The organism is Oribacterium sp. P6A1, assembly GCF_000702885.1.
Lineage (GTDB): Bacteria > Bacillota > Clostridia > Lachnospirales > Lachnospiraceae > Oribacterium.
In genome coordinates this window covers 237,882-254,512 of the sequence record NZ_JNKO01000001.1, presented here as the reverse complement: position 1 = coordinate 254,512, position 16,631 = coordinate 237,882, and the positions used below count along the sequence as shown (strand labels likewise).

Below are 16,631 nucleotides of genomic sequence, written 5' to 3'. Positions count from 1 at the left end.
ACCATCGACCTTATATTTGCGGGCACTTCAGGATTTACAGAGTTTTATGACAAGGCAAAGATTCTTGACATGCCATTCCTTTTTAAGGATGCAGATCAGGCTTATGAAGTAACTAACGGAGAGCTGGGAGACAAGATCTTTGAAGGATTTGAGGATGTAGGTCTTGTTTATCTTGCTGAAGGCGACAATGGTATGAGACAGGTTTCCACCACAGAAGCAGGTGGACCGATTCATTCGGCAGCAGATGTTGAAGGTGTGAAGCTTCGTGTTCCTACCAGCCAGGTTTATCTTGATGTATGGCAGACACTTGGGGCAAATCCTGTAGCTCTTGCACTTAACGAGCTTGCCATTGCACTTTCAAACGGTACTGCAGAGGGTCAGGATAATGCTACATATCACCTTGTTGCTAATGCAACATACGATGATATCAAGTACTTCAGCTTCATTAACTACATGTGGATGGGCTGCACCATGGCTGCAAACAAGGACAGCTTTGATGCTCTTCCGGAGCAGTATCAGACTATCTTAAGAGAAGAAGCGAAGAAGGCTGCCAAGTATTCTTTCGATACCATCAAAGAGGACAATGTAACAGCAAGAAAGACTCTTGAAGATGCAGGCGTTCAGTTTGATGACAACCCTGATATCCAGTCCTTCAAGGATAAGCTTGACATCCCTAACTTCTACAAGAAGTATGAGAATGAGAGCTGGTATGATCAGGAGCTTCTTGATGCACTTCTCGCAGTTAATAAATAATCGAGAACATGAAATGTCTGATCCTTCATCCCTGTGAATTAACCTTTTCATGTTAAAGAGGAGAAGGACTTAGACGGGAAACAATAAAAAACAGCAGGAGTCATTAAAGATATCCTGCTGTTTTTATACAGATAATCCGCCTTAATGCGGGTATTATCGTGACAAATCCCGGTATAAGAATTGAATTCCGGATTTACCCGATTAGAAACAGAAAGGGAAAAGTTGTGAGACTGTATCGTAAATTTTTAGACATTTTTAAATTGATCTCCACAGTGATAATGCTCGTTTGCATTCTGGGCATAGTCTGTCTCATGTTATCGGAACTGATAGTCAGGAATACCATCAATATTTCCTTCAGATTTTCAACAGAGCTAAACGGCTTTTTGTTCATGTGGATGGCGTTTATGGGACTCATTATCCTTGTGGATGAAAGCAGGATGATAAATCTCGATATGATATATGCCAGGGTGCCTGATAATATCAGGAATATATTCTGGATAATCATTAGATTTGCCACCATATTCCTTGGCATTGTAATGATCATTTCCTACAAGGATATGTATCCGATACTTGCCACAAGTAAGTTCTCCACCATGCAGAAACTGACAAAAGCATGGCATTATCTGCCATCGGCAATTGCGGGAGGTTACTTGTCTTTATCTTTGCGGTTAAAAGAGGCTATGAAAGAACTCCTTTCAATCTTAAGGCTCTGGCCGAAAGCTTCAAGGGTTCCATACTTTCTCTTGTGACACCTCTCATCATTCTTGCGGGATTCACAACCGGATGGATAACACCGACTGAGGCTTCCTGCATAGCGGTGGTATATTCCCTTGTAATCTCAGCTCTTGTTTACAGATCCATAGAACTAAAGGATTTTATAAAGTGCGCAAAGGATTCTGCGGTAGGAGCTGCCAATACACTTTTTATTATAGGAACGTCAACTCTGTTTACCTATGTAATGGTAAAGGAAGGTATATCAAGGGATATAGCGAACTTCATTCTGGGAATTAGTTCGAATCCCGCGGTGATACTTCTGATCATAAACATTATCCTTCTGATACTTGGAATGTTTATGGAGCCCGGAGCCATACTTACACTTATGCTTCCTGTTCTTGTACCTATCGCACAGGGTATAGGACTTGATCTGGTTCACTTTGGCGTTATCATGGTACTTAACCTTATGATAGGACAGGTTACTCCGCCTTTTGGCGTATGTCTGTTTATCATAAGCGATCTGGCCCGTCTGAGACTTGAAATGCTCTATAAGGGTATACTGCCGTTTCTTATCCCGCTTCTTGTCACACTTATGATGTGTACATATATTCCGGGGCTTGTGACATGGCTTCCGAATACTCTTTTAGGCTGATTATTAATCAGGCAAAAAGCTTTATCTGAGAAAAACAGATACTTGGAAATGGATTATATAAATGCCGCAGATTATGCGGTGGAATGGAGATCTTATGAACAGACTTTCGGCTACACAGAAAACGATAAATGAATTGAAAGAATATCTTCTTTCTGATGAAGCGAAGATCGGTGATAAGCTTGCAACCGAAAAAGAGGTTTGCGAGAGGCTTAAGGTAGGAAGAGGTACCGTCAGGGAGGCTTTCAGAAATCTTGAGGCTGAGGGGTATCTTTCCATCAAACCGGGTAAAGGCGCATTTATCGTAAGAAAGTCACAGAATGATAATGATGCGGTTGCCAGCTGGTTTACCAAGAATCGCGGTAGGATTCAGGACTATGTGGAATTCAGAAATATTATAGAACCCGCCGCTGCGCGTATGGCTGCCGAGAGGGCTACGGATGAGGATATACGAACTCTGACAGATATTCATGAGACCTTTATAGAGACTTCCATGATCATGGATGATGAAAAACTGGCGTATCTCGATGAAGAGTTTCACAGTCAGATCATGAAGATGACCGGAAACGAGATCATGGAGATGATCAATCAGAGTATGAACAAGAAAATGAAGAATTTCAGATTCCAGACCTTCAAGATACGTCATAATGTTAAGAATGCCATAGAAGCTCATGGAAAGATACTCCGTGCTCTGACCGACAGGGATGTTGATGTAGCGGAGATGTATATGAAGAGACACATTGAATTAATTGATGAGGACATGGAAAGAATTATCGTAATGTAGAGTTTTTTGGAAAAAAGAATTATAATCAGAAGTTGTTATTTATGAAAGAAATGGTAAATTCATAAATATATAAATATTTGAATGAGATTAAGGAGGCAATATGAGGTTTTTTATTGATACGGCAAATGTTTCGGAGATCAGAGAAGCAAATGATATGGGCATCATTTCCGGTGTAACCACAAATCCTTCCCTCATTGCAAAAGAGGGCAGAGATTATATGGAGACTCTGAAGGAGATAACGGATATCGTTGACGGACCTATCTCCGGCGAAGTAAAGGCGAGCACTGTAACTGCTGAGGGGATGATTGAAGAAGGAAGAGAAATTGCCAGACTTCACAAGAATATGGTAGTAAAGATTCCTATGACGGCTGAAGGACTCAAAGCTGTTAAGGTTCTTTCCAGTGAAGGAATCAAGACCAATGTTACCCTTATTTTCTCTGCCGGACAGGCGCTTCTTGCTGCAAGGGCCGGAGCAACCTATGTTTCTCCTTTCCTTGGACGTCTTGATGATATTTCCACAGATGGTATTGCTCTTATTCAGGACATTGAGGATATCTTCCAGATGTATCCTGATATAGACACAGATGTGATTTGTGCTTCTGTTCGCCATCCGATGCATATCGTTGATTGTGCAAAGACAGGGGCAGATATTGCAACTGTACCATACAAGGTACTTATGCAGATGGTCAAGCACCCTCTTACGGATATCGGTATCGATAAGTTTAAGAAGGATTATGAGTCTGTTTTCGGAAAATAAACAGTTGTGAATCTTAAATAATAATTTAACAGAGCCGGATGGGTACCGATTATAAATGGTATCCATCCGGCTCTTATGATATGTCTGTCTTTAATGATTCGGGATATTTTGGAACAATATCAGAGAACTATATATTTAGGAATTCCGTTCTCAAATTTACAGCTCATCTCGCCCTGAACAAGAGGTTTAAGATAATTGATTAATTCTTCTTTTACGCCGTTTCCTTCGTCATTTATCCATTCCGCAGGAACTTTCTTCTCACGGTCTGCTATTTCGGAGATATCTGCGGAACCGTAGGTGACCTGATAGCTTTCTCCGGGTACACGGGTAAGAGTGGACATGACTCCGTTCTGACCTTCTGAGGCAAGTCGAACTGCATTTCTTCCAAGCTCCAAAGATTCCTTTATATCTGTTTCTGAAAGAAGGTGTCCGGCGCATCTCTGTAAAAGATTAAGCTCGATATAACGAACCTTGCATCCTATGTTGGAGCGGATAGCGTTCTCAAGGACATGGCCTGCGCCCGTTGCTATGGTGTGACCAAAAGCATCCTTTGATTGATCGCGGTCCTGGTAATCACAGATCATCTTGCCGCTTTTATCTCTGATTCCTTCACTGATGGCAACGATAAGATTGTTGCATACAGAGAGCTCCCCACGAACGTCGGAAATGAAATTATTAAGGTCGAAGGGGTGTTCTTCAAGATAGATAAGGTAAGGAACATTACTGTTGTTTCCCACTGCAAGAGCTGCCGCTGCTGTGAGCCAGCCTGCATTACGACCCATCATTTCTACCACGATGACATAAGGTGTATCATAAACTTCAAGTTCACGTTCGAGTTCAGAGATGGAAGTTGCGATGTATTTTGCTGCTGAACCGAAGCCGGGGCAGTGATCAATACCGTAAAGATCGTTATCTATGGTCTTTGGCGCACCGATAACGACTATGTCATCTATATTATGATCCTTAATATACTCGGAAAGCTTCCATACAGTATCCATGGAGTCATTGCCGCCGATATATATGAAGTAACCTATTTCATTTTTTCTGAAAATGTCTATGATATTCTGAAATTCAGATGGATCAACAGAAGGATCCTTAAGCTTATAACGGCATGAACCAAGGGCTGCAGCCGGAGTGACAGCCAGGGTATCCAGCATCTCACTTATATTGTTTATTCCGCTGAGATCAATGAAGTTTTCGCGTAACACTCCCTGAATTCCGTATTTTGCTCCGAAGACCTTGTTGACGGCGGAAGATCTGAGGGCTTCCTCGATGATGCCTGCAAGAGTTGCGTTGATGGCTGCTGTGGGTCCGCCTGACTGTGCTACAAGTAAATTCTTATTCATTGTTGCTCCTTTGAAATAAAATCTGGTAGATGTGATGCCTCATAATCGGTTCAGATGAAAATAGATATGCTAAAAAAGATCACATTCTTAAGATTTTTACAACAAAATCGAAGCTCTGTCTATATATTTTTTGGCTTCCTCCTTATTTAGTTCCTTTACAAATGCTGCCCTTGGGGTTCTGTTTTTATTATTTACAGAGCCGGGACCGTAATTTTCATATTCGAAAAATCCAACTGTATCCTCGGCATCCTTTTTGTTCCAGTTATGAAAACCTTCGGATTTTATATGGGATCCGATATAGCTCTTCAATATGGCCACATGGGCAAAATTTCTCCAGGGCCTGCCTAAATAACAGCTTTCATCGGGACAGTCTGATTCAAAACGGCAATTTTCGAAAATATATCCGAATTCCTGACCCTCAGGGGTGGATGCTGCGGTTGCATAGCTTTTTATTTCTCTTGATTCTTCGTGAGCTGCTGGTTCTTCTATATATTTCGGAGTTTCCTGACTGCATAATCTTTTCAAAAGTTTAGCTCTGTCTTTCTGGAAAATCATGCAGTCCTTAAAATAAGCTGTTGATGATCCGAAAATGAAATCTATGTCACCTTCTATATAGCAGTTTTTATAATATTGAATTCCGTTTACACGGGGTGAATACTGTTTGGGTCCGATGAATCCGTTTTTTTCTATTTCTTTTTCCGGAAGAGGGCCGGTGAAAAGTGTGTCCTGCCATCCTAAAAGTCTGACATTTTCAAATTCAAGATGATTGCCTTCGGCATAAAGTGCTATGGCCTGACCTATTTCCGGACCTGCACCTGCGCTGTTTTCGATGGTAATGTTCTTTAAACTGACATTATTTGCATCAATAAGCATGGTATAAGTCCTGAAGGTACCAAGTTTGCCGATGTCCTCCCGGGGCATCTTTGCGTAGAGACCGAAACTTATGATGGTTTTGTCTGAATCAAGATGAGTATTTATGAAGGATTCATCATCAGTGCCTGCGGGTACGGAATTTCTGAAATCCGTATTGCTTCCTATGATATTAATGTTGGGAGTTGTTACCGTGACACGCTCGTTATATATTCCTTCCCTGATGAAAATGGTATCTCCGGCAGCGGCATGGTCTACTGCATCCTGAATAGTATTAAAATCTCCGTCGTTTGATTTGGAAACAATGATCATAAGAGTCTCCTTTCGTGGTTGCTTATTCTGTGAGATATAGACTTACATCATTATATAGGTATAATCAGCCGTACGAATTTGTATAATCGAATACAATTATACTATCGGCTATAGAATTAATGACAAAAGAGAATAATTTGTCTATTTTGTGAAAAAATAGGCATTGATAATATTGTATCAAGATAAAACAATAAATATGATGATGTAAAGCGGTTACAGAAATGATAGAATTATACAATGTGTATAGTGCTGGATGGAACAAAACTGCAGTTATAGGTGGCTAACGAAACGCATATTTATCAAAAAGGATATTAAAATACTGCCTGAAATTTAAAAATATTGATAATTTAGTGTTCGATAAGATAATAATGGAACAAATAAGGTTTGTTTTTGTAAGTATTTTCGTAAATACACTGATATAATCATTCATGTCAGTTGGAAAAGACAACAAAGATTAAAAAAATGACTGCATGATTATAGATTATGACATAACAGCATAGTATCCACAGAAGAAATAAGGTCATATTGTATGAGTGTTGGTCGGATCCTATCAGAGGATAGGGAAAAGGAGCATCATGGAATTTGAAATTAGCGCGATTTTTAAGCGTAGTGTGACAATTGAGCTTAAAAATAGTACTATCTGCTACACACCTGAAGAGTACACTGTGCTGATTGACGGAGAAGAGAAGCTTAAGACAAATTTGAATGTTGTTTCCATTGACGGTCTTTTGCCTGACAGGGAATACAGCGTTGCTGTAGAAGATAAAGAAGGAAGAACAGAGAAGACATTTAAGACTGAACATGAATCTTTTCTTCTGGATGTGAGAAACTTCGGCGCAAAGGGTGACGGTGAACATGATGATACAAGGTTCATTCAGGCTGCCGTAAGCTCCTGCCCGGAAGACGGAACGGTTTACTTTCCGGAAGGGACATATCTTACAGGCCCGCTGTTTTTAAAAAGCCGCATGAGCCTTTGGATCGATGAAGGAGCAGTGATACTCGGGGACATTGACAGAGAGAAGTATCCGCTGCTTCCCGGTATGATCGAAAAGGACGATGGAAAGGATGAGTACAATCTTTCCAGCTGGGAGGGAAATCCCGAGACAAGCTTTGCGTCACTCATAACCTGTATTAATCTTGAAAACCTGGACATCTTCGGAAGAGGCACCATTGACGGAAACGGCGACAAGGGGGACTGGTGGAAAGAACCCAAGCTGAAAAGGATAGCGTGGAGGCCTAAAACAGTATTTTTGAATCACTGCAGGTTCGTGAGGTTACAGTCTGTTACGATCAGAAATTCACCATGCTGGACTGTTCATCCTTATTACACCGATGATTTATCTGTTTACAGTGTGAACATCTGGAATCCATCGGATTCACCCAACACGGATGGAATGGATCCTGAAAGCTGCGACAGAGTATTGATACTTGGTACGAGGATTTCCGTGGGAGATGACTGTATAGCCATAAAATCCGGAAAATACTACATGAGTGAACGGCACCATAAGCCTTCGGATCATCTGGTTATCAGAAATTCTTTTATGGAAAGAGGGCACGGAAGTGTTACGGTTGGTTCCGAAGCGGCTGCCGGAGTAAAAAATGTGACTGTTGAAAGGTGCATTTTCGACGGAACAGACAGAGGACTTCGAATCAAAACAAGAAGAGGCAGAGGACCAAAGGCGGTTTATGACAATATACTTTTCAGAGACATTGTCATGAAGGATGTACATATGCCTTTCACCTTCAATATGTTCTATTTCTGCGATCCGGATGGACACAGCGAATACGTTCAGGATCAGAATGAAAGACCGGTGGATGACAGAACTCCCACTATAGGAACCATCAGAGCCGAGAATATCGAAGCTACAGGAGCAGATCAGTGCATGCTCGTGGCCTACGGACTTCCGGAAAACTATATTGACAACATCGTCCTTAGAAATGTAAAGGTTTCTTTCAGGCCGAAATCCGAAAGAAAACCCGGTCAGACCATAATGATGGACAATTTCAAGGAGATGACCGGAAAGAGCGTTTATGCAAGAAACGTGAAGCGTCTTGCTATGGATAACATCGAGATAAGAGGTTCTGACGATACCCAGACGGAACTTATCAATGTTATTGATTTCGACAGTTACAATGTTGTCTACGTAAATAATGTGGCTTCGGAATTTTAAAAAATAGTTGGATATGCGGATATCGGAACTGGCACAGGTATCCGTGTATTAAAATAAAAAACTAATAATCGGGGGTCGAAGGGGATCCCCAGGAGGTAAAAAAATGAAAAAAATGGTTACAAAGATTCTTTCAGGAAGTTTGGCTGCAACTATGGTAATGGGACTTGCAGCATGCGGCGGCAGCGGAAATGCTGCAACAGAGGCTCCAAAAGCCGAGACTACAAAGGCTGCTGAAACAGCAAAGGAGACTGTTGCTGCTGCGGCTCAGGAAAATGGCGGAGATGTTGTACTTCGTATGTCATGGTGGGGCGGTGATTCAAGACACAATGCAACACTTAAGATGCTTGATGAGTATATGGCTGCAAATCCTAACGTAAAGGTTGAGTCAGAGTACGGTGCATGGTCAGGATGGCAGGATAAGATCGCAACACAGATCGCAGGTAATTCCGAGCCTGATCTTTTCCAGATCAACTGGAACTGGTTATGGCAGTTCAGCCCGGATGGAACAAGATTTGCAGATCTCAAGGATCTTTCAGATTTTGATCTTTCACAGTATGATCAGTCACTTCTTGATCTTATGACCATTGACGGACATGTACTTGGTGTACCTGTTTCATCAACAGGACGTGTATTCTACTGGAACAAGCAGACATTTGAGAAGGCAGGACTTGAGGTTCCAAAGAGCTTTGCTGATCTTCTTGCAGCAGGACCTGTATTCAAGGAGAAGCTTGGTGATGACTACTATCCACTTAGCTGCGGTACATATGATCTCACTATTCTTCTCACATACTATATGCAGGAGAAGTACAACAAACAGTGGGTTGTTGACGGACACCTGAACTATACAGTTGATGAGCTTGCCGACGGCTTTGACTTCCTTAAGAGCCTTGAAGCAAATCACGTAATTCCTACACAGGAGAAGCTTACAGGTGACGGAGCAGATTCACTTGATAAGAATCCTAACTTCATCGACGGACACTATGCAGGTGTTGTTGAGTGGGACAGCTCAATCAAGAAGCTTACGGATGCACTTGAGGGTGATCAGGAGCTTGTTATCGGTGAGTATCCTGCTGATTACGGCACACCTGCTACAGTATATAAGGTTTCCATGGGATTTGCTGTTTCACCTAACTCAGCAAACAAGGAAGAGGCTGCCAAGCTCCTTCAGTACATGTTCAACGGTGACGGTGTAGAGACTCTTGCTCTTGAGAGAGGTGTTCCTGCTTCTAAGGCAGCTCAGGAGAAGCTTTCAGCTTCAGGTGCTCTTCAGGGTCTTACATACGAAGCAAACAAGACAGCTGCTGCCAATGCACCATTCCAGCTTTCACCATACTATGAGGATTCTGCTCTTAAGGATAGTGCAGAGGGTGCATACCAGGAAATCATCAACGACATGTCTTATGACGGAACAGATTCTAAGGAGCTTGCTCAGGCACTTATTGATGCTGTAGATGAGGTAGAGAATAAGTAAGCCGGAGAGGAAAGTGATTTATCCCTGATCCTCCTAAGTTTAGGGTTAAATAAATAAAATTTGTGCCTGAAACGGACCTTCGGTTCGGAGGTCCGTTTCTTATGCGAAAAATGTGAAAAAAGGAGTAGACAAAATGTCAAATACAAAAACAAAAAGTGCTCCGAACAACTTCTGGAAAGAAAATAAAGGTTTTATTTTTATTTTCCCCTGGTTGGTAGGATTTCTTGTTTTCAAGGGATATCCATTCCTTTCATCGTTGATTTACAGCTTCAGTGATTATTCACTTTTTGAGGGTATTTCAAAGTGGGGTATCTTCAATTATCTGGACGTTTTTACAAATTCAAAGATTAAGACCGGCTTCGGCATCACCTTTAAGTATGCTTTTATGACAGTGCCTTTAAAGCTTGTCTTTGCATTGTTCGTAGCTTATATCCTTAACTTCAAAATAAAGGGAGTTAAGATGTTCAGAACAGTCTATTATATTCCTTCGATTCTTGGATCTTCAGTAGCTATAGCAGTTTTGTGGAAGGCTATCTTCAAGGACGACGGTATCATAAATATGATACTCGGAGTTTTTGGTGTGGAAGGACCACACTGGTTATCAAACAAGTCGGCAGCTCTTTTTATCATCTGTCTGCTTCGTGTATGGCAGTTCGGTTCCACCATGGTTATTTTCCTTGCGGCTCTTAAGGGAGTTTCACCGGATCTTTATGAGGCGGCTTCTCTTGACGGCGCCGGAAAGTGGAGACAGTTCTTTACCATCACTGTTCCTATGATAACACCTGTTATTTTCTACAATCTTGTTACACAGCTGGTTCAGGCATTCCAGGAATTTAATGGACCTTATATCATTACAGCCGGAGGACCGAGAGGCGCCACAACACTTGTTTCGCTGCTTATTTACAACAACGCATTCAAGAAGTATGCGATGGGACTTGCAAGTGCACAGGCCTGGGTACTGTTTATCATTCTTATGATTTTCACTGCAATCTTACAGTACAGCCAGAAGCACTGGGTATACTATTCCGATGAGGAGGCTTAAAAATGACACTTGAAAAGAAAAGACAGATAGCCACGGTTTTTAAGTATATAGTACTGGTTCTTGTGGGTATCGTTATGATTTATCCACTGGTATGGATGATCGGTGCTTCCTTTAAAACAAATTCGGAGATTTTCTCAAGCATCGGATTTATTCCAAAGGCACCTACGGTTCAGGGATATATTGATGCCATGAATGGTTACGGCGGAGATATCGACATCTGGAAGTCAATGCTTAACACCTACAAGATAGTAATTCCGAAGGTTTTATTTACCATCGCATCCTGTACCCTTACAGCTTACGGTTTTGCAAGATTTAAATTCAAGGGCCATGATCTTCTGTTTGCTGTTCTCATGGCAACCCTTTTCCTTCCGAACGTAGTATTAAACGTACCTCAGTTTATCATGTATAACGGCTGGGGATGGGTAGATTCACCTGTTTATCTTCCTCTTATCGTTCCTACCATGTTTGCACAGGATACATACTTCGTATTCATGCTCATTCAGTTCCTGAGAAACATTCCAAAGGAGCTTGATGAGGCAGCCAAGATTGACGGATGTACTGCACTGGGAACACTTTGGCATGTAATCGTTCCTGTACTTAAGCCGGCCATGACTTCAGCCGCACTGTTCCAGTTCATGTGGTCATCCAATGACTTCATGGGACCGTTGCTTTATGTTTCAACACCGAAGCGCTATCCTGCAGCCATCTTCGTAAAGATGTCAATGGATGCGGATACCGGATTCTCATGGAACAGAATTCTGGCCCTTTCACTGATTTCCATCATTCCTTCACTGGTTGTTTTCTTTATAGCTCAGGATCAGTTTATCGACGGTGTTACAGCCGGATCGGTAAAGGGATAAATGGATATAGGAGTTTAAAATGAATCAGATTAGCCATCTTGATGGTGGAAGAGAAGAAACAGAAAAACTGCTGAACGAATATATTGAATATCTTATGGCGAATTCAGATTCCGGGCATCCTGCATGGAATCTGGAGGTCATAAGGAGCGGTAAAGAGAATAAATGGAATTACATCGACGGGTGCATGATAAGAGGTATTCTCAGTCTGTATGAAATGACAGAAGACGAGAAGTATCTTGGTTTTGCAGATGATTTTATGGGGGGCTTTGTGATGGAAGACGGCTCCATAAGAACATATGATGTGGAAGAAAAGAATCTTGACAATATCAATCCGGCGAAAAATCTGTTTATGCTTTATGACTGCACAGGTAAGGAAAAGTACTTAAAAGCTATAAAAAATGTACGTTCGCAGATTGATATGATGCCGAGAACACAGGCGGGTAATTTCTGGCATAAAAACATTTATCCCAATCAGGTATGGCTTGACGGATTATATATGGCTCAGCCCTTCTATCTTGAATATGAGAAGAGATTTGGGGATTCTCATAAGGCTATGGATGTGTATGAGCAGATATGTAATGTGGAAAAGCTAATGCGGGATAAGGAGACAGGCCTTTATTATCATGGTTATGATGAAACAAGATCCATGTACTGGGCAGATAAGGAGACGGGCTGCAGTCCTAACTTCTGGCTCAGGGCAGAGGGATGGTTTATCATGAGCCTGGTGGATGTTCTTGAGATAATGATGGATATGGACATGAGATCACAGTTCAGACATCTTAAGTCAATGCTTACGGATCTCACTGAAGCACTTTTGAAGTACCAGGATGAAAGCGGATTATGGTATCAGCTTATAGCATTGCCTGATGTCCCCGGAAACTATCTTGAGACTTCCGGTTCCGCCCTTATAAGCGCAGCAATACTGAAGGGAGTAAGACTGGGTCTTCTCCCGGAGCGTTATAAGAGTATAGGTCAAAAGGCATTTTATGGAATAGTAGACAAGAGGTTATCTAAAGGAGAGGATGGTAATCCGAGAGTAACAGGCATATGTCTTGTGGCAGGTCTGGGAGGCGAGAAGCGTCGTGACGGTTCTGTTGCTTACTACTTATCCGAACCTGTGGTTGAAAATGATGCAAAGGGAGTAGGACCACTATTCCTTGCGTATACTGAAATGCTAAGATAAAATATGGGATGTGTGTCCTATCGGATAAATTCCGGCATGACACATATCCCATTTACTGTTTAAATATCATATCTGAAACATATCCTTTGTTCTGCAGCGGCATGTATTGCAGTCTTTGAATATGTGGTTAAAAAGGAGTTATATGTCAGACGAGAACTTACATAATTCGCGGCTGGAGCTGGTCTTTGAAAAAAGAATACCGGGTCTCAGAGTTAATGAGGCAGTGAGACATCAGCGGTTTATAATGCGAAACAGGCATTTTCATGAAACCATAGAGCTCCACATAATCATATACGGACAACGTCTTATGTTCGTAAATCAGGAGACATACCGGCTGACTCCTCATACTGCCATTATGGTGAATCACAATATCATACATAAGACATCAACTGCGCCCAATATGCCGCCGGATCATCACAATTTCATACTTCAGCTGGACAGGGCTGTCTTTGATGAAAAGTTCAGGGAGTTCGGTCTTAAAGGATTTGATGATTTCGGAGCAACATACGGAGGACTTGCGAAATTCAATGATACAGAATGGCAGCTGATTCAATCCATCATCGATGAGTTTAAGGCTGCCTGTGATGATGAGAGAAGAGGTATGACTTCATCTATGGAGGATCTTCATTCTTTTCTGTATCTTCAGGCAGTGGAGCTGGCCTGCATATTTGCAAAGAGCCGAAGAAGAGATATGCAGAGAAAGCTTACGGAACAGGGAATCGAGACTGCAGAGCAGCAGTCTGTGGTAAAGACGGGAGTTTATCAGAAGGTAAGAGATATAGCCATGTACCTTCAGGGGCATACGGATGAAAATATGTCTCTTGATGATCTTGCAAAGAAGTTCTTTATGAGTAAGTCCTATCTCACAAGAGTTTTCAGAAACGTTACAGGCTTTTCCGTAGTGGAGTATATGACCTATATCAGAGTACAAAAGGCGCAGCAGCTGCTGAGGGATTCTGACACCAGTATTACTGAAATAGCCGAGATATGCGGTTTCGGTAATATCACTTATTTTGAGAAGGTATTTAAACAGATGACAGGATTTTCACCGGGAAAGTACCGTAAAAATCCGGAGAAGGAAATAAAGCTCAGGTTGAAGTGATCTTAAAAATATTAGAGGAGACATATTATGATACAGTATGGGATGAGGGTTCATGATATTTGCGGTAAGGATACGGTAACAGGAGTGCTGGATAAGGTAAAGGAACTGGGAGTCCATTATGTCCAGCTCGCCATGTCAAAGAGCTTTTCGGATGTGGATACATCGGTCGGGCATTACAATGCAGGCCTTGGGGATTATGTCGGAGAGGAGCTTCGGAAGAGAGACATTCACGTTTCAATTCTCGGATGCTATATAAATCCTGCTCATCCTGATGAGGATAGGCGAATGCTGGAGGTACAGCGTTTTATTGAGCATCTTAAATACTGTAAACGTATCGGGGCTGATATGGTGGGTACAGAAACCGGACGTGCGGATGCAAATATGAGGATAGTTCCGGAAACATATACCGAAGAAAACTATCTCAGGGTGCTTGACTCATTTAAGCGTATAAGGGACGCGGCGGAAAAGCTTGGGGTTATGGTGGGAGTCGAAGGTGTGTTCAACCATACTCTTCACTCACCTGAATTAATGAGAAGATTTCTTGATGATATAGATTCCGTGAATTTTGATGTCATTCTTGATTCTGTGAATCTTATAACACCTGATCTTGAAAATGATCCCGAGGGTCAGAATGCTTTGATAAAGAAGGCATTTGACCTTTACGGAGACAGGATTACCACCCTTCACCTTAAAGACGGTGTTTTTGAAGGAAATGATCAGAAGTTCAGACATCCGGGAGAGGGTTTCTTTAATTATGAGGAGCTCATGAGGCAGGTAAGCCTGTGGAAACCGTACATCGTTGGTACACTTGAAAATTCCACACCTGACAGATACTATGAGGATTGCAGATATCTGGAGGAGCAGTACAGGAAATTCAAGGTGAAATAAAAAAGTGAATCCTGCCTGATTTGACAAAATATAAGGGTTCAGATACACTGATAAACAAAGATTTCATTAAGTTGATTATGAAGCATGGACTGTCAGGCTTTCACAGACGTTTTGAATGCTTAAAATCATTTGATGATAAAAAAGGAGAAATTTACATCATGGATGAAGGAGGAGCCTCCTGTGGCTTGACCTCACTTAATATTTAGATGGTATCAAGGCATAGTCGGTGAAGAGGGTAGCCGGTTAGGCCTTTTTCTCGTATTATAATATAGTGGTTTTTACCTGATTTAACTCATGACCCGGGAAATTTCGAGACATGTTATGAAGGTATAGTTTAGTACCCTGTTACCGCTTGGAGGGCGGCATCTTGTTTTTATGATCAGAAGTTTTGTTCTTCTTATAATCTTGATATTTGTAAACGGTCTTTTTTCCTGTGCTGAAATCGCAGTGCTGCAGGTAGGAGATACGAAGCTGAAAAGACTTGCGGAGGATGGTGATAAAAGGGCTTCCACCCTTTTAAAGCTCACAGAGGAGCCTGCGAAGTTTCTTTCGACAATTCAGGTGGCCATAACCATGGCCGGTTTTCTGTCATCGGCATTCGCGGCTGACAGCTTTGCGGGACCTTTTACAAGACTTCTGTTAAAGCTGGGAGTACCTGTAAGCGAAGAGGTTTTGAATCCTGTGGTTATCATAGTGATCACACTTGTTCTTTCTTATGTAAACATAGTATTCGGTGAGCTTGTTCCCAAGAGACTGGCTCAGGCATATACAGAGAAGCTTTCTCTCAGTATGGCCGGAATACTTAAGCTTGCTTCGGTTGTATTCAGACCGTTTGTCTGGCTTCTTACGGTATCAACCAACGGAGTTATGCATCTTATGGGTATAAATCCTTCCGAGGTGGAGGATAAGGTGTCTGAGGAAGACATTAAAATGATGCTGGATGAGGGTACTGAGAACGGAACTATCGAGTCTGCGGAAAATGAAATGATCCAGAATGTATTTGAGTTCAATGACCTCACAGTGGAAGATGTTTGTACCCATCGTACAGATGTTGCAATGCTTTACACTGAGGACAGTGATGAGGACTGGCGTAAGATCATTTATAACAACAGATTTGCCAACTATCCTATATGCGGCGAAGATGATGATGATGTCATAGGAATCCTGGACACTAAGGATTATTTCCGTCTTGAGGATCAGTCACGTGACAGCGTCATGAAGAACGCTGTGGATAAGCCCTTCCTGGTTTCCCAGAATATGAAAGTCTCTGATCTTTTTCAGACCATGAAAAGAGAGCGTAAGTATTATGCTGTTGTTATCGATGAGTATGGCGGTATGACAGGTATAGTAAGCCTCCACGATCTGATAGAGGCACTTGTGGGGGATCTTCAGGAAGAAGATGCCATACCTGAGCCGGAACCCATTGAGGCTATAGGTGAGAACGAGTGGATAGTTCTTGGAATTGCGGATCTTGAGGATGTCAATGAGGAGCTTAAGGTGGACATCCCCACAGAGGATGCGGATACTTTCGGCGGATATATCATGGGTATAATCGGCAAGGTTCCCGATGACGGAAGTTCCTTCCATGTGGAGACGGATGAACTCAGTATAGATGTTGCATATATAAAGAATCACCGTATCGGAAAGACCATTGTAAGAAAGAAGAATAATTCTACGGAAAATCAATAAATTGTGCTATACTACATTTTCGTGTTTGAAAAGCACACAG

The 16,631-nt window shown here is 41.9% G+C and carries 15 protein-coding genes; 13 read left to right on the top strand and 2 right to left on the bottom strand.

The annotated features are described in order from the left end of the window. Nucleotides 1-3 precede the first annotated feature (3 nt). The 5 genes from T515_RS01060 (at nt 4) to fsa (ending at nt 3,657) form a co-directional block, all read left to right on the top strand. Nucleotides 4-753 carry a TRAP transporter substrate-binding protein gene (locus tag T515_RS01060; RefSeq protein WP_081832606.1) on the top strand — a complete coding sequence of 250 codons (750 nt, stop codon included), beginning with the start codon at nt 4-6 and terminating at the stop codon, nt 751-753. Between the two features lie 224 nt (nt 754-977). Further along, nucleotides 978-1,502, top strand: coding sequence for a TRAP transporter small permease (locus T515_RS17805; protein ID WP_155988219.1), 525 nt, complete (start codon nt 978-980; stop codon nt 1,500-1,502). Beyond that, on the top strand, nt 1,412-2,119 hold the full coding sequence (locus T515_RS01050) for a TRAP transporter large permease subunit (RefSeq protein ID WP_242839303.1): 708 nt from the start codon (nt 1,412-1,414) through the stop codon (nt 2,117-2,119). The genes T515_RS17805 and T515_RS01050 overlap by 91 nt, the downstream gene beginning before the upstream one ends. A 94-nt stretch (nt 2,120-2,213) precedes the next feature. Continuing rightward, nucleotides 2,214-2,900: a FadR/GntR family transcriptional regulator gene (locus tag T515_RS01045; RefSeq protein WP_036606529.1), complete on the top strand. Its 687-nt coding sequence runs from the start codon at nt 2,214-2,216 to the stop codon at nt 2,898-2,900. Nucleotides 2,901-3,000: 100 nt separating this feature from the next. Further along, nucleotides 3,001-3,657, top strand: a complete 657-nt coding sequence (fsa, locus tag T515_RS01040) for a fructose-6-phosphate aldolase (protein WP_036606527.1) — start codon at nt 3,001-3,003, stop codon at nt 3,655-3,657. Between the two features lie 119 nt (nt 3,658-3,776). On the opposite strand, the gene T515_RS01035 is transcribed toward fsa, so the two are convergent. Beyond that, nucleotides 3,777-5,003, bottom strand: coding sequence for a 6-phosphofructokinase (locus T515_RS01035; protein ID WP_036606525.1), 1,227 nt, complete (start codon nt 5,001-5,003; stop codon nt 3,777-3,779). Nucleotides 5,004-5,099: 96 nt separating this feature from the next. Next, entirely contained in the window at nt 5,100-6,185 is a 1,086-nt protein-coding gene (locus tag T515_RS01030; protein ID WP_036606523.1) for a pectinesterase family protein, read from the bottom strand. A 575-nt stretch (nt 6,186-6,760) separates the two neighbouring features. Between T515_RS01030 and T515_RS01025 the strand changes: the two genes are divergently transcribed. The 8 genes from T515_RS01025 to T515_RS00985 all read left to right on the top strand — a co-directional run bounded on the left by T515_RS01025 (nt 6,761) and on the right by T515_RS00985 (nt 16,591). After that, entirely contained in the window at nt 6,761-8,356 is a 1,596-nt protein-coding gene (locus T515_RS01025) for a glycoside hydrolase family 28 protein (RefSeq protein ID WP_197026377.1), read from the top strand. Between the two features lie 103 nt (nt 8,357-8,459). Then, entirely contained in the window at nt 8,460-9,827 is a 1,368-nt protein-coding gene (locus T515_RS01020; protein WP_036606521.1) for an ABC transporter substrate-binding protein, read from the top strand. 133 nt (nt 9,828-9,960) lie between these two features. Further along, nucleotides 9,961-10,869 carry a carbohydrate ABC transporter permease gene (locus tag T515_RS01015; protein WP_036606519.1) on the top strand — a complete coding sequence of 303 codons (909 nt, stop codon included), beginning with the start codon at nt 9,961-9,963 and terminating at the stop codon, nt 10,867-10,869. Between the two features lie 2 nt (nt 10,870-10,871). Next, nucleotides 10,872-11,729 carry a carbohydrate ABC transporter permease gene (locus T515_RS01010; RefSeq protein WP_036606517.1) on the top strand — a complete coding sequence of 286 codons (858 nt, stop codon included), beginning with the start codon at nt 10,872-10,874 and terminating at the stop codon, nt 11,727-11,729. 19 nt (nt 11,730-11,748) lie between these two features. Continuing rightward, nucleotides 11,749-12,912, top strand: coding sequence for a glycoside hydrolase family 88/105 protein (locus tag T515_RS01005; protein ID WP_036606515.1), 1,164 nt, complete (start codon nt 11,749-11,751; stop codon nt 12,910-12,912). 142 nt (nt 12,913-13,054) lie between these two features. Then, nucleotides 13,055-14,014, top strand: coding sequence for an AraC family transcriptional regulator (locus T515_RS16230; protein ID WP_051671297.1), 960 nt, complete (start codon nt 13,055-13,057; stop codon nt 14,012-14,014). Nucleotides 14,015-14,041: 27 nt separating this feature from the next. Continuing rightward, nucleotides 14,042-14,902 carry a sugar phosphate isomerase/epimerase family protein gene (locus tag T515_RS00995; protein WP_242839300.1) on the top strand — a complete coding sequence of 287 codons (861 nt, stop codon included), beginning with the start codon at nt 14,042-14,044 and terminating at the stop codon, nt 14,900-14,902. A gap of 375 nt (nt 14,903-15,277) precedes the next feature. Continuing rightward, nucleotides 15,278-16,591 carry a hemolysin family protein gene (locus tag T515_RS00985; protein ID WP_036606509.1) on the top strand — a complete coding sequence of 438 codons (1,314 nt, stop codon included), beginning with the start codon at nt 15,278-15,280 and terminating at the stop codon, nt 16,589-16,591. Nucleotides 16,592-16,631: the final 40 nt, after the last annotated feature.